General features: G+C 42.0%; 12 protein-coding genes. 9 read left to right on the top strand and 3 right to left on the bottom strand.

What is annotated here, in order from left to right; genetic code table 11:
• The 4 genes from gcvH (at window position 1) to IE164_RS05980 (ending at window position 2,232) form a co-directional block, all read left to right on the top strand.
• The gene (gene gcvH / locus IE164_RS05995; RefSeq protein ID WP_189629312.1) at window positions 1-381 is read left to right on the top strand and encodes a glycine cleavage system protein GcvH; all 381 of its coding nucleotides are present in this window, start codon (window positions 1-3) and stop codon (window positions 379-381) included.
• A gap of 70 nt (window positions 382-451) precedes the next feature.
• A complete protein-coding gene (locus IE164_RS05990) occupies window positions 452-784 on the top strand; it encodes a VanZ family protein (protein ID WP_229838552.1) in 333 nt (110 codons plus the stop codon).
• Window positions 785-809: 25 nt separating this feature from the next.
• Entirely contained in the window at window positions 810-1,484 is a 675-nt protein-coding gene (locus IE164_RS05985; protein WP_189629310.1) for an energy transducer TonB, read from the top strand.
• An 82-nt stretch (window positions 1,485-1,566) separates the two neighbouring features.
• The gene (locus IE164_RS05980; protein ID WP_189629309.1) at window positions 1,567-2,232 is read left to right on the top strand and encodes an energy transducer TonB; all 666 of its coding nucleotides are present in this window, start codon (window positions 1,567-1,569) and stop codon (window positions 2,230-2,232) included.
• A gap of 170 nt (window positions 2,233-2,402) precedes the next feature.
• Here IE164_RS05980 and IE164_RS05975 read toward each other — a convergent pair whose 3' ends face one another.
• Genes IE164_RS05975 through IE164_RS05965 form a run of 3 tightly spaced genes read right to left on the bottom strand, consistent with a single transcriptional unit; the run spans window position 2,403 to window position 7,689 of the window.
• Window positions 2,403-3,284 (bottom strand): YicC/YloC family endoribonuclease, encoded by an 882-nt coding sequence (locus tag IE164_RS05975; RefSeq protein WP_189629308.1) that lies wholly within the window; start codon window positions 3,282-3,284, stop codon window positions 2,403-2,405.
• A gap of 46 nt (window positions 3,285-3,330) precedes the next feature.
• Complete coding sequence (locus IE164_RS05970) at window positions 3,331-6,615, bottom strand: TolB-like translocation protein (protein WP_189629307.1); 3,285 nt, start codon at window positions 6,613-6,615, stop codon at window positions 3,331-3,333.
• A 21-nt stretch (window positions 6,616-6,636) separates the two neighbouring features.
• Window positions 6,637-7,689, bottom strand: a complete 1,053-nt coding sequence (locus tag IE164_RS05965) for an NAD(P)/FAD-dependent oxidoreductase (RefSeq protein WP_189629306.1) — start codon at window positions 7,687-7,689, stop codon at window positions 6,637-6,639.
• Between the two features lie 75 nt (window positions 7,690-7,764).
• Between IE164_RS05965 and IE164_RS05960 the strand changes: the two genes are divergently transcribed.
• Genes IE164_RS05960 through IE164_RS05940 form a run of 5 tightly spaced genes read left to right on the top strand, consistent with a single transcriptional unit; the run spans window position 7,765 to window position 14,955 of the window.
• A complete protein-coding gene (locus IE164_RS05960) occupies window positions 7,765-8,403 on the top strand; it encodes an MBL fold metallo-hydrolase (RefSeq protein ID WP_229838550.1) in 639 nt (212 codons plus the stop codon).
• The gene (locus IE164_RS05955; protein WP_189629305.1) at window positions 8,400-9,116 is read left to right on the top strand and encodes a CDP-alcohol phosphatidyltransferase family protein; all 717 of its coding nucleotides are present in this window, start codon (window positions 8,400-8,402) and stop codon (window positions 9,114-9,116) included. The genes IE164_RS05960 and IE164_RS05955 overlap by 4 nt, the downstream gene beginning before the upstream one ends.
• Before the next feature lie 26 nt (window positions 9,117-9,142).
• A complete protein-coding gene (gene porU, locus IE164_RS05950) occupies window positions 9,143-12,502 on the top strand; it encodes a type IX secretion system sortase PorU (RefSeq protein WP_189629304.1) in 3,360 nt (1,119 codons plus the stop codon).
• Between the two features lie 31 nt (window positions 12,503-12,533).
• On the top strand, window positions 12,534-13,685 hold the full coding sequence (porV, locus tag IE164_RS05945) for a type IX secretion system outer membrane channel protein PorV (protein WP_189629303.1): 1,152 nt from the start codon (window positions 12,534-12,536) through the stop codon (window positions 13,683-13,685).
• Window position 13,686: 1 nt separating this feature from the next.
• Window positions 13,687-14,955, top strand: a complete 1,269-nt coding sequence (locus tag IE164_RS05940) for a M16 family metallopeptidase (protein WP_189629302.1) — start codon at window positions 13,687-13,689, stop codon at window positions 14,953-14,955.
• The last annotated feature ends 130 nt before the right edge of the window (window positions 14,956-15,085 follow it).

Here is a 15,085-nt window from a genome sequence, read left to right as displayed (position 1 = left end):
ATGAACGTTCCTGCAAACTTAAAGTACACAAAAGACCACGAATGGGTTAAGGTTGACGGTGATGAGGTTACCGTAGGTATCACAGACTTTGCCCAAGGCGAATTGGGTGATATTGTTTATGTAGAAATTGAAACCGAAGGAGAGACCATCGATACCAACGAGGTCTTTGGCACAGTAGAAGCTGTAAAAACAGTTTCAGACCTGTTTATGCCTGTAAGCGGTGAAATAATTGCCGTAAACGAAGACCTGGACGACTCCCCGGAAAAGGTAAACGAAAGTCCATACGAAGATGGCTGGATGATTAAGATAAAATTGTCTGACCCATCGGAATTAGATGGTCTGCTGTCGGCCGATGACTACAAAGCACATATAGGAGGTTAAGATGCTGGAACGTTGGAGGCCCTATGCACTATGGCCTGCCAGAGTTTGGGGTACCATTGTGGCCGTTTTAATGCTGCTGCCTCAAGACTCCTTTCCAGAGTCTAAACTTCTCTCATATGACAAATTAGCCCACTTAGGGGTGTTTTTCATATTCAGTATTCTTGTTCTGTCTGGTTATCAGCTGCAAGGAAAACTGGAAAGCAAGGAAACAAATTACAAGAAGCTATCGTTAACTATATGCTTAGTTTTCGGTGCAATTCTAGAAATTCTCCAGCAATGGATACCCGGCCGAATGGCAGATATTTACGATTTGTTGGCAAATTTTCTGGGAGCCTTGTTTGGCGTGATTGTTTTTATGATTTTTATCAAAAATAAGCTTGCGTTTGAAAAACTAATATTATAGTTTTAGAATCTAACTAAACAGTGTTATGGAATTAAAGAAGAGTCCAAAGGCGGACGTTAACAGAAAGGCCACCATGTTTATGGCACTTGGCCTCATCTTGAGCCTTTCGATCACTTTGGCCGCCTTCGAATGGAAACAATATGAAGAAGGTGAGCTAATGGATCTAGGTATGGCTCCGGATGATTTTGAGGAATTGACTGAGATACCTCCTACCGAGCAGCCACCACCACCTCCTCCACCAATCAAGCAACCTCAGATTATCGAAATCCCTGATGAAGAGGAAATCGAAGAAGAAATTGAGATTGACTTAGATGTGGAAATCACTGAGGAAACAGAAGTAGAAGAAATTGTTTTCGAAGAAGAACCAGAAGAAGAAGAAGCCGATCAGGTATTCATGATTGTAGAAGAGCAAGCTTCTTTCCCTGGTGGAGATGCTGAATGGTATAAGTATCTGAATAAAAACCTTGAGTACCCGCGTCAAGCAAAAAGAATGGGTATTGAAGGTGCCGTTTTCCTTTCATTCATTGTAGATAAAGAAGGAAACATTTCAGACATTCAGGTAATGAGAGGTATTGGCGGTGGATGTGACGAAGAAGCCGTTCGAGTACTTAAAGAGTCTCCAAAATGGAACCCTGGAAAACAAAGAGGTAGACCAGTAAAGTCCAGAATGCAATTCAGAATAGTATTTAAACTGAAGTAAATAATAAGCCCACAAATGAGTGGGCTTTTTCTTTGATGTGATTAACTAATTTATTAGTTTTAATACTATAAAATTAGTTAGTATGGAACTCAAGAAGAACAAATCTATCGACTATGCGAGAAAAACCAGCCTTTTCTTTAGCATAGGTCTCTGTTGCAGCCTTCTGCTCGTATTCTCAGCCTTTCAGATTAAGGCTACTGTAGAACCGGAAATCATTGTATTCAATGAGAACCAAGTATTCGAAGATCCGGTAATTCCTCCTACGGAATTTGAACAGCCCAAACCTCCTAAGGTACCACAGGTTATAAAACTCATTGAGGTAGAGAATAAAATTGACCTTCCCGAGCTGGAAGATCCTATTATTGACCTAAACAATGAAGAAGACCTAATGGAGGACTTCGTCTTTACCAAACAGGAAGATGAAGTAACTAATGATGAAATTGTCATTGCAGAAACTAACGCCAGCTTTCCAGGTGGTCAAGAAGCTTGGATCAAGTTTCTTAAAAAGAACCTTAACTACCCTAAGTTTGCCAAACGATCAGGGATTGAGGGCAAAGTACTTCTGAGCTTTGTGGTAGATAAAGAGGGTAATATATCTGACGTGCAAGTACTTCGCGAAATTGGTGGCGGCTGTGATGAAGAAGCCAAACGCGTGCTTGAGATGTCGCCCAAATGGAATCCAGGGCTTCAACGCGGCAATCCTGTTAAATCAAGAATGTCCATGTTTATACACTTTGTACTTAAATAAAAGATTCAGCAACGCTCCGGTAATATGAGGACAATATCCCAGGTTCTCGCATTACCGGGGCAATCCGCAAAAACTCACAAAAAGCAGTGTCAGGCCCTCAAGTAAAAAACACAGAAGTATTCGGAAAGCAAAAGAAGTACCTGAAGGCCCCTTTTGTTAGGCTGAAAAAACTATATAATGTTGAGTAACTGTTCTTTAATCTTCTCCAACTCATCTTTCATTCCAACCACTAACTTCTGAATAGGTGCATAGTTAGCCTTTGAGCCTATAGTATTTATCTCGCGACCAATCTCCTGGCTTATGAAACCCAGTTTTTTCCCTTGCGAGTCACTCTCGCCCATTACTTCCTTAAAGTAACTGAGGTGGTTACTCAGCCGAACCAGTTCTTCAGAAATATCAAGCTTCTCGATGTAGTAGATCATTTCCTGTTCAAACCGATTTTTATCAAATTCATCGGAGCTTTCTATCTCTTTCTGATGCTTCAGTATCCGTTCGCGTATGGCTTCTGCTCTCTCGGGATCCAGTGCTTTCACCTGTTCCAGAAAACTACCAATACTATCTATGTAGTTGGCAAGCTCGGCAGCCAAACTTGCACCCTCCTGCTGCCTAAAGTTATTACAAGACACTATAGCCTCGGCCAATAACTTTTTTACTCCCTTCCACTGTTCTTCAAGTTCTTCTTCATCTAAAGCAGATCCATTCATTACATCGGGGCTATGTAAAGCCAAACGAAAAAGATCGGATTGGTTGGCATTTACTTCCTTTGCCAAAGCCTCAAACTCCTTGTAATACTTCTTAAATAATTCATGGTTTACCTGGTTAGAGCTATCGGCTTCTGCATCCTGAACCATGTCTATGGTCACGGCCAGTTTACCCCGGGTAAGACCTTCGGAAAGTAAGGAACGAATCTCCAGTTCTTTGCTTTGAAACAGGCGTGGAACTTTAAGTTGAACATCGAGAAACTTAGAGTTCAGCGTTCGAATTTCAACATCTACCTGATAGCCTTTAACGGTACCTTTGGTGCGGCCGTAGCCGGTCATTGACTTTAGCATGCTTTCTAATTAATGCACAAAAATAGGTTAATTGACTTCTAATAAACTAAAAGTCGTAGCCAAAAGACAGTTGCAGTTTAGGGTTGAGCATTTCAAAATTGCGTATTGGGAACGAAAAGTCTATTCGGCTAAAGAAACCAAACAACATGGTTCTTACCCCCACCCCGGTACTTTGCAACCATGGGTTTGAAAAATTGTTGATTACGGCAGTAAACGGAGAACCTTCATTCCTGATTTCCTCAATATTCAGATTGTTCTTGGGCTTGAACGGAGAAAGGTCGTCCCAGGCCGAACCTATGTCATAGTATCCAATAACCTGAAGGTTCCTCAAAAAGTTGGACTTAAGCTCAGAATTGGTAAGCAATTGGTTGATTGGGAAACGTATTTCCCCTGAAAAGGTCATTACATTCTTACCCTGAAATGTGTTGTAGTTGTAACCTCTAAGGTTCGTAAACTGATGGAACAGCACATCGCTATTATCGAACAAGGTCTGGAAGTCCAACGGATTAACTTCGGCATTCGAAGATTCGGTACTGTTAAAGGCCCAGTTATCTACTCCACCCAACAAATACTTCTTAGGTGCATTGCCAAAATACGATCCATAGAAGAATCGACCGGCAAGGTATATCCCCTTGTTCACTCTAAAGTAATGTCTTAGGTCTACTTGTACATTACTGAAGCTTACAGCTTCAGAATTCATTTTCAGAAAAGACTCAAACCTCACCTTTGCACGAGTTCCCTGGTGAAGGTTAGTTCCCACCACCACGCTGTTGTCAAATACCAAAGAGGTATTAAAGCCTCCATATGTTGCTGTACTCTCCGAAACGAACTGGGAGGGATTATTACTTGGTATAAGTAAACGTATATCTCTGTCTATGTAGTTGGTTTGAGCCAAGAAGGGGTTAAAGTCTACGCGCAACTTATGGCTGAACGGATAGCTGGCTCCCACACTAAAAGTGCTTAGATTGAACCGTTGATTCAAGAAACGCTGCGGATCGATTCGTACGATGCTCTTGCGGTAGTATTTCACACTGTAGTCGAGTCGGTCTTTGAGATATTCGTACTCACCAGATATGTCATATCCCTGATTGAAGCTCAACGGCACCAGCAAACTACCTTTGAACCGATGGTTTTGTAAGTAATCATTCATTTGGATTTCCATGAGCTGGCTAAATGATCGTAACTGATCAATTACAAAAGATGTCACCAGATTGTCCGTCTGAAAACGGTTTTCATAAGGTGCCGGCCCTTGTATTTTATCTGTAGACCGCGTGTTCTGGTATATACTCAAAAAAGACCGGCTACTCACCGTTGGGTCTTCTGAAGGCTTCTCAAACTGATAGTCTTTGGTATTGACTTTAGACTCTATCTTAAATTCATATTCTTCCGTATTAATAGCTCCTTCTTTGAGGGAATCTAACTGCTGCAAAGGAGACCTTACATTCTGAGGCACCAACGGGCCGGCATTTCGCACAGAATCCAACTTATTGTATTGCTCTCCCAATCTCTCTCTTCTTCTTTGAGCCATAATCTTTGCTACCTCCAAAGCCCTTCGGGGAGTAACGGGGGTAAAAATGCTCTGAGTCAAATCAATAGATTGTGAAAACACAGCTTCTTTTCCTTCCAGATTAGACACAAAGGCCAACTGTCCACTCTGAGGGTGATAGTCATAGGTTTTAATACTATAAACAAAACTAGTAAGCTGCCTTGTGGTAGAATCTTGCAGACTGTATGAGTAAAGATTTTTAATCCCTTGTTGGTCGCTTACAAATACCACAGTGTGGCCACCAAAAGCTTTGGGTTGTTCATTAATAGCCAGGCTATTAGTAAGCTGTTTAAATGAGCTGTCGGGGTAGTCGATGTCATAGGTATATAAGTTGAACTGGTTACCCATTACATGTTCCAGACTGTCGGGGCCGGATACAAAAACACTATCCGTAGATCGGTTTGAAGAAAAAACCACCTGATTCGACCCCTCAAAAAAGCTTATATCTCGTTCGTCAAAACGATCGTCACTTATTTTCCTTACCTGACCTCTTACAAGATTGTATACATAGGCATTAGAAACATCATTGATTGAGCCGGTCATTACCGCAAGTCGTCCTCCATCTTTAAAATCAAAGCTCTGAATAATACCCAAAAGAGGTATCTTAAGCTTCTGCTCTCCTTTTTCGCCCAATCGCTTTACTGCCAAAACATTTGCGCCATTTTCAGCATAAACAATACCCAGTGTGGTCGTGTCGGCCCAGCTGAGGATAGGATAGTGTGTGTAAACTTCCTGATCGATTAGCTTAAGTCCTCCTTTAAATATCTCCCGCTCCTCATTATTGGTCATATTTCGTACCCTTACTTTAAACTGTCCCTCATTGGTCGCTGCATAGGCCAAAAAACGACCATCAGGACTAAACTTCACTGATGTGTAGCGGTCTTCGTTTTTATTTTTACCTGAAACCTTGGTGCCGGGATCGGGAGCAGAATAGTTATTCTCTTTAAGCTGAATGTTGGCGTTGTTATAAAAAATGCGCCACTCGTTCATAAACTGTTCGTAGGGTACTCCAAGAGTACGCTCAATACTGTTTTCTTCGTTCCGAATAATTCGGGCAAGGTTTAGAATGTTGGAAATACTGCGCTGTCCGTATTTCTGAGCAATATAGTTCCAAATAGACTGCCCCAGGAGTCTGTTCATTTCAGCACTCAAGCGAATAAACTTATCCTCTGAGGTGGTAGAAACATATTCTCTTACCGCATCGTCCGATTCTTTATCCCATCCGTAGGCCACATATTTGGCTATACCGCCTGTAAACCAAACCGGAATGGGGTTGGTGAAAGAGCTTTGGAACATTTCTGCAATGTTGCCACCGTACAACATTTCTTCTATCAGCATCTCGGTGACACTGTATAATGCCTTCTTCTTAAAAGAACTGTAGTCGCCTGAATAAGCCAACTCTACCTGAGATTGTACAAACTCGGTTTCTCCACCAACCGTAAAATCTCCGGCATTTACCCCCACATTGCTCTGCTGTTTGTCTGCCACAGAGTTGTAAAGAAAGATTCTGATTTTGGCATAAGGCGGGTAACCAATGGTTTCAGTTATCCTGTTAAACTCACTTTCGAGATATTCAATGGTTTTTCGAGCCAACCCCTGCCCGCCTTCATAATAATACACCTCAAAGTTTTCTGAGGCAAAATAACTCCAGTCGAAATACTTGTACTGAATTCTATTCTTACCAAATTTCTCTCTGAAGGCTTGTGCTTGTGCCTCATTCACCACAAACAGCACAGTGAAAAGCACAAATAGAAGCGGGTACGTTTTGGAATACTTTATAACCATATGTGGTTGTCGAAGAAACTCTTAAAATAACGAAAAAAACCTTTCAATATTGACTTCATCATCCAGTGCTCCGTTTTCTTCCATATGTAATGCAAGTTGTCTTGCATAATATGGGGCCAACGACACTCCCTTAGCTCCAAGCCCATTGAAAATCCAGATATTTCTCTCTTCAAAATGCCTGCCAACAAAAGGCTTTCGGTCTTTTGTGGCAGGCCTTATTCCTGCCTTCTGGTCTATCACCTCAAAGTCAAAATTCACCAGGCTCTTCACACGATCTATTAACTCACTTTTTGCGGCAATGGTTGGAATTTCGTCCAGTTGGCCATGATCGTAAGTAGATCCACACTTACACATTCCACTGCCCAAGGGTATAACAAATACACCTCTATTGTAAATTACCCTTGGCATAACGCTAGATTTAATGAAAAGTAACTCCCCCTTCACCGGCCGGTATGGCAACCAACTGAACCATGGATTGGTGGTTGAGAGGTGACCATCGCAAAAAACCAAATGGCGAAAGTCTATTCCTTCGTAGGTGTAGTTCCCTCCCATTTTTTGAAGCTTATTGGGGTTGAATTGGCTTTCCAGAAGCAAGCCCGACTTTACTAAATAAGCTCTGAAACTTTTCAACAGAGTAGCTGTGTCTAGGTATCCTGATTTATTCAGTAAAATTCCTCCATAAGGGTTCTGCACTTCATCTTCACAAAAAGGTTTTTGCTTAATACCGGCAATGTAAGAGATATAGGCTGGCTCAATACTCTTCGCCATCCACTCATTTTGTTCTTCTATAGAGAAGAAAGGCCTGTAAATAGGAATACTATAGAAAAAAGACTCGTCCAGGTCGTTTTCCCATTCCCGGTAAAAGCCATCCAGATATTCAAACAACACATCTCCATTCCAGGTCTTAACCATTTTTCTACCCGTAATGGGATTATACAACCCTCCTGCAACTTTCGAACTATTGGAAAGCGATGGTTCATCGATAACCATAACTCGTTTTCCCATCTCCAAGAGTTGTCTTGCTAATACACTACCGGCAATCCCGGCTCCAACCACAAGATAGTCCACCCTCATGCAGCGAAATTATCGAAGTATTCTTGATAACTCTTGAATAAACGGTGAAATTTAGAGCTTTTAAACGGTTAAAGTATGCACGTAAAAACATTCACGTTCAACCCTTTTATGGAAAACACCTATGTGGTATATGAAGAGGGCAAAGGAGTTATTATTGACCCGGGATGTTTCGATCCGGCCGAAGAATCTCAACTGGTTAGCTACATAGAACGAGAATCCATTCACATAGAAAAAATATTGAATACACATGGCCACATAGACCATGTATTGGGTAATGCGTTTGCTATGCGTCAATTTAACGCCCCACTCTACATTGGAGAAAACGATCTTGATACGCTCAGATCGGTAGAAGCCTATGCACCAAGCTACGGCTTTCAAAAGTATACCCCCTCGCAACCGGATTTCTTCCTTAAAGAAGGTGATACCGTAGAGGTGGGCAGTGGCCAACTCGAAGTACTTTTTGTACCCGGACACGCCCCCGGACACATAGCTTTTTATAACCGGAAGGACGGATTTCTTATTGGTGGAGATGTTCTGTTCCATGAAAGCATTGGCAGAACTGATTTACCGGGAGGGAATTACGACACCTTAATTGCCAGTATTCGGGAGAAATTCTTTAAGTTAAATGATGAAACTCTGGTGTATCCAGGTCACGGCATTCCCACCACCATTAGTCACGAAAAGAAGTACAACCCTTTTTGCGCCATCCAATGAAATGGATTATAAAAAACATACCTAACCTGTTTACGCTAACCAACCTGGTCCTTGGGGTTTTGGCTATAGAACATATACTTTCCGCCCCGGAGGGCAGTGAACCCAAAGTGCACTACTTTGTTTTTGCAGCTGCCTTTTGCGACTTGCTCGATGGTGCTTTGGCAAGAGCGCTTAAGGTGCCTTCAAAATTCGGTGTGCAGCTCGATTCACTAGCCGATTTGGTCACATTTGGGGTGCTCCCCACCTTTATATATGCATCCTATTTCCCGATAGAAGGTTGGGGATATCTCATTTTACTAGTTCCCGTTTGTTCGGCCATACGACTGGCCATTTTCAATATCTCAGATAATCAAAGTGCCGTTTTTAAGGGCATTTCTACTACGGCCCATGGACTGTTTGTTTCCGCACTCCCCATAGTTATATACAATCAATCGAGCTACTTTGGGCAAACCCTTCATGAAGCAAGCTATTGGTTCATAGTACTGGCCGTATTTTTTTCATTTCTTATGGTAAGCCCCATGAAAATGATCTCATTAAAATTCAAAGGATTTGCTTTTAGGCATAATTGGGAGAAATATACACTACTACTTTCAACTATACCCTTGGTAGCCGTGTTTAGGTTCGACTCGGCTCCTTACCTAATGATGCTTTATTTGCTGCTGTCGCTCACCGTTAATTTTAGAAGCTCCGAAAATACAACCCACAAAGTTTAAACGTTATAAATCAGCAACTTAAAACATTGAAAGCCAAACACCTCATTATTGCGCTCCTCTGTTTCATGCAGCCTATACTGCATGCCCAGCAAGCAAGTGTTTTGGCCGAAGGGCACTGGGTGAAGATGGGCTTTACCTCTCCCGGTGTATATAAAATCTCATGGAACAAACTGCGCGAAATGGGCTTTTCTCCGGAAAGCATAGACCCTCGCCAATTGGCCGTTTACGGAAATCCGGGAGGCATGCTCCCTCAATCTAACAGCGACCAACGACCGATTGACCTCACTGAAAACGCCATAGTGGTGTCGGGAGCAAACGATGGTGTGTTCAACGAAAACGATTTTATCCTGTTCTATGTAGATTCACCCCACAAAACCATCTACGATGGCACTACGGAAACATTTCAGGTAGAAAAAAATCTCTATTCCGACAGTGTATTTTATTTCCTTACACATAAACCTTCTGCCGGAAAAAGGGCTCGACAGACTCCCAATCTAGGCACCGAACATCAAAAAATCACTCAATCCAGGTATCTGTTTTATCATGAAAATGACCTAATTAACCTGCTGTCTTCCGGTAGAGAATGGCTTGGCGAAAGCATTACCTCCGTTCCAATCTCCTTTCAGCACAGCCTAACCGGTTTAGCTGAAGCAACCCAGGCCACAATTCATGCAAGCCTTGTGGCACAGGCCTTTACCACTACCCAAGCCTCCATAAAAGTGAATGGATCGGAAGTCGGACAAATGAACTTCAATGCCATACCCAACTCACAATACACCATAAAAGGCAATATCCAGCAAAACAGCTTCTCTATTCCGTTAAATCTACTCAGTTCTGGTGCTTTAGAAGTTAGTTTCTCTTATGACAGAAATAGCTCAGGCAATGCCGTGGCCTATTTAGATAAATACCTTGTAGAGGTAGAGGCAAAAGCTGCATTCCAAACTGAGCAGAAAACACTCCGGTTCACCCCCGACCATTCGGGCTTAGTTACATATCAGTTAGAAACTTCAGGCAACGATCTGGTCATTTGGAATATTTCGGACCCATCCAATATTGCTATTCAGGAATTCAGCCGATCGAACAACCAAGCCCAGTTTGGAGCTTTTGCAGAAGAACAAGTTACATATCAGGTTTTTAATCCATCAAGTTTACCAGAGCCCCTTCAGTTTAAGTCCATAGCTAATCAAAACCTCAGAGCAACCCCTTCGGTCGACTTTTTAATTGTTACTCATGAGAGTTTAATATCACAGGCCGAGCGTTTAGCCACATTTAGAAGAACGCACGACCTTATGAGCGTTCAAGTAGCTTCAACCTCACAAATCTACAATGAGTTTAGCAGCGGCCGCCAGGATATTGTGGCCATTCGCGATTTCATTAGACACAAATACGATCAGGGCAACTTAAAGTATGTGCTCTTTTTGGGAAAAGGCTCATTTGATTATAAAAACAGAGTATCAGACAATACCAACTTCGTACCCACTTATGAGTCGAGAAACTCCATACACCCGCTATTGTCTTATTCCTCAGACGATTTCTTTGGCTTTATGGATAATGACGAGGGCTTCTGGGAGGAGTCTACATCAGGAGATCATCAACTAGACATTGGTATAGGACGCATACCTGCACGCAACTACGATCAGGCCAAAAAAGCTATAGATAAAATCATTCTATACCATACCCATCCAAACACTATGGGCAACTGGAAAAGTAAAATTCTCTTTGTTGCAGACGATGGAGACAGAAATATTCACCAGCGCGATGCCGATCAGCTCGCTACTCTGGTAGACACTACTTATCATCAATTTCGGGTAAACAAGTTCTATCTCGATGCATTCGAACAGGAAAGAAAGCCTAATGGCGAGTTTTCTCCGGCTGCAGAAAAAGCATTGCTCGATGCCGTAAACCAGGGAAAACTGATCATCAACTTTACAGGTCATGGTGCTGAATTTGGTTGGACCCAAGAACGCATACTCACATTCAATCATATAGATCAGTGGCGAAATACCTACAAAATGCCTTTTCTGATTACTGCCACTTGCGAGTTCGGACGAAATGACGATCCTAATACAGAATCGGGAGCGGAACGATTGATTTTTAAAAACACCGGTGGAGCTATTGGACTCTTAACAACCGCCCGGCCTGTATTTTCCAGCACCAATTATCGCCTGAACGAAGCTCTTTACGGTTCCATGCTCAAACAAAACAACGGAGAGTACCAACGACTCGGGGATGTCATCAAATTCACTAAAAATAATTCACTACAAGGAAGCCTAAACCGAAATTTCATCCTCCTTGGCGACCCAAGCATGAGGCTTGCATATCCTCAGAATCAGGTAGAAATAACACACATAAATGAAAAAGAACCCACTGAAACAGATACACTAAGGGCGCTTCAACCGATTCAAGTTCGTGGCCGAATTATCTCCAATGGTTCTGTTGCCCCCAACTTTAACGGAATAGCCACCATAGAACTATTAGACAAGACCCAACCGAAAATTACCCTTGGTTCAGAAAATGCTCCTTTCGAATATAAGGAAAGAGACCGGGTATTATTTAGAGGAGAAGCCACAGTAGAAGCTGGCCATTTTACCATAAATTTTACAATCCCTAAAAACATCGACTACTCTTTCGGTCATGGAAAAATTCAGGCCTATGCAAAAACCAACCATCAAGAGGCTTTAGGTAGCACTCTTTCCTTCACACTTGGTGGCACACACCCCAGTCCGGTCACAGATACCGCCCCCCCTGAAATCAGAATTTTCCTCAATGATACCCTGCCCCCCCCTCAGAGTCCCTTCGACCCTGATGTTTTAGCCATTGTAAAGCTTAGAGACCAAACCGGTATAAACATTTCCAATGCCGTACTGGGTCAAAACCTATTGCTCATTCTTAATGACACACTACAGATAGATCTGGGAGAAACCTTCACCACTCTGCCAGACAAAGCGGGGCGTGGTATGGCAACCACTTTGTTGCAAGGTCTTCCAGAAGGCAAACACCGCATAGAAGTAAGAGCAAGAGACTCACACGGAAATGCAGCCGTTGAATACCTGGAGTTTGAGGTAATGGAGAATTCATCGTACATCACAGAAATAAAATCCTATCCGAATCCGTTTATAGAGGAAACCTTTTTTAAAGTATCTCACAAATTGGTACAGGAAAACCTTCTGGTAAGTGTTGATATTATCAGTAATCAAGGCAAACCTGTACACCGAATAGAACAAGAAGTGCTCAGTGCAGAAGCTACATTAGAGATAAACTGGAACGGAAAAGACAGTAACCAACAACGACTAAATGCCGGCATTTACTTTTATACACTCAAAATAGTTTCAAAAACAACGGGAAAAAGCGACTTTGTACGCAGAAAACTCATAATTTCAAATTAACTATTACGTACTATCTTTGAACAAAAAATTCATGCAACATAGGATTTTCATCTTCACCATACTCCTCTCCTACATCACTCTCAATACCTTTGGACAAAACTCAGGAAACATAAGTGGCCAGGATACAGATAGAAATGTAATTGGAACAGCCGTACCTTTTCTCACCATTGCTCCAGACCCTGTATCAGGAGCCATGGGAGACGTTGGTGTAGCTACTAACCCAGATCTTAATGCCACATTTTGGAATCCGGCCAAACTATCCCAAATAAACCAAAACTCAGGACTCGGCATCACCTTCACCCCATGGTTAAAAAAATATGTAGACGATATGTCGCTCTCCTACCTCTCCGGTTTTAAAAAAATAGATGATGAACAAGCCTTTGGTGTAGCACTTACCTACTTCAATCTTGGCGATATAGAATTAACCAATGGAGCCGGACAACCCATAGGAAGTTTCACTCCAAGAGAGTTCTCCATTGCCGCAAGTTATTCACGTAAACTAAGCGACAACCTTAGCCTTGGCGTAACCGGTAAGTACATTCTCTCCAATCTCTCAGGCAATATTACCACCAGCCCTGTTTCTGACCCTAAACCAGGAACCAGCATTGCAGCAGACATTGGAGTATACTACAGAACACAATTAACGGTATTAAACAAACAGTCTCAAATATCTTACGGAGCCACCATTACCAATATAGGCTCTAAGATTTCATACAACAGTGCTGATGAAGAAGACTTCATACCTACCACCTTGCGTTTAGGTACTGCACTTTCTTCATTCCTCGACCCCTACAATAAAATTACTATTGCCTTAGATGTCAGTAAGCTGATGGTTCCAACCCCACAACCCGATGGATCACATAGAGATAAAGGCCTTTTGGATGGAATTTTTAGTTCGTTCGGAGATGCCCCCGGAGGATTCAATGAAGAGCTGCAAGAAATAATGTTTTCAATTGGTGCCGAATACGAATACAATGAAAAATTTGCCCTCAGAACCGGTTACTTCTACGAACACGAAAACAAAGGAAATAGAAAGTATTTCACAGCCGGGCTTGGCTTCAAGCTGGAGAAGATCGAATTGAACTTCTCCTATCTAGTACCACAATTACAAGAGCATCCATTGGCCGAAACGTTGCGGTTTGGTGCCATAATCAATTTCTCAAAGAAAAAGGAGGATAATTAATATGCTCGACAGAACTCAGGCCCCCTCGGTTCAGCAAGTTCAAAAAATATCTTTACCACCGATCGAAAAGTTCTCCCTTCCTGGAGGAGGTAACCTGTATGCATACCCTGAAAAAAACACAGAGGCATTTCGAATAGAGTTACTTACAAAAGGAAGCAATCTTAATGCGCAAAATGCAGCTGAGGTTCAACTGGCCATCAAGATGCTCCTGGAAGGCACAAATAGATACAGCGGAGCACAACTGTCGGAGAAAATAGATGAACTGGGTAGCTTTGTCGAAATAACCCCCGGCTTCGACCACTCTTCTATCTCAATCTATGGTCTCAAAAAGCATTTCAATGAGAATATAGGCCTTCTTAGCGACATCATATATGAAAGCTCATTTCACGATCAAGCACTAAATACACTCAAAGAAAAAGAGCAAAACAGGCTTAAACTGAATATGCAAAAGGGAAGTTATACTTCCTCAGTAAACCTTAGGAACGCCCTTTTCAAAGACCATCCCTATGGCTACCGCCTCTATCCTTCAGATATCAATTCAATCAATTCTCAACAGCTACAAACATTTCATAAAAACTATACTTGCTCATTCGACATCTTTCTTTCAGGAGATCTTCCAAGCAACTACTATCAAATAATCTCAGGCTACTTTTCCAAAAGACAGCCTGAAGTACCCAAGCAGTTTGAGACTCCCTCATTTAAAGAAAGTAATGCTCCCAAAGACACAAGCCACAGAGACTCAAAGTTTGTACAAAGCTCCATTAAATTAGGTAAAAGGCTATTTACACGTAGCAGCCCCGATTACTTTCGCTTCATGGTGGCCAACGAACTACTTGGCGGTTTTTTTGGCTCAAGACTAATGAAGAATATCCGAGAAGATAAAGGCTACACCTATGGTATATACTCTAGCCTTTATCCCTTAAATCACAGTGGCTATTTCGTTATTTCTACTGATGTCAAAGCTGAATATGAACAAGAAACTATCCGCGAAATCTACAAAGAAATTAAACGGTTACAAGAAGAGCCCGTCTCAGCACAAGAGTTAGAAGTGGTCAAAAATTACATGATAGGCAACTACCTGAATGCCATATCGAGTCCATTCTCAATTATTACCAAATACAAAACCCTTGCCACGCAGTCCCTTCCCACTGATTTCTATAATAATTACCTTGAAGCAATAAACAACACCAGCAGAGAAGATATACAGCAGGTCCTCTCTACGCATCTTCAAACCGAAAGCCTGACAAGAAGTATAAGCGGGTTTATATAGTGCGAGTGGGATATGGAGTTGAGATAGGGTATGTTTAAAAAATAAGGGCATAAAAAAAGGGACCCTTTGATAAGGATCCCTATAATAAGATCGGCAGCGACCTACTCTCCCACCTGTAAGGGCAGTACCA

This window comes from Roseivirga thermotolerans (assembly GCF_014653175.1).
Classification (GTDB): domain Bacteria; phylum Bacteroidota; class Bacteroidia; order Cytophagales; family Cyclobacteriaceae; genus Roseivirga; species Roseivirga thermotolerans.
This window is presented reverse-complemented; position numbering and strand designations above follow the sequence as displayed.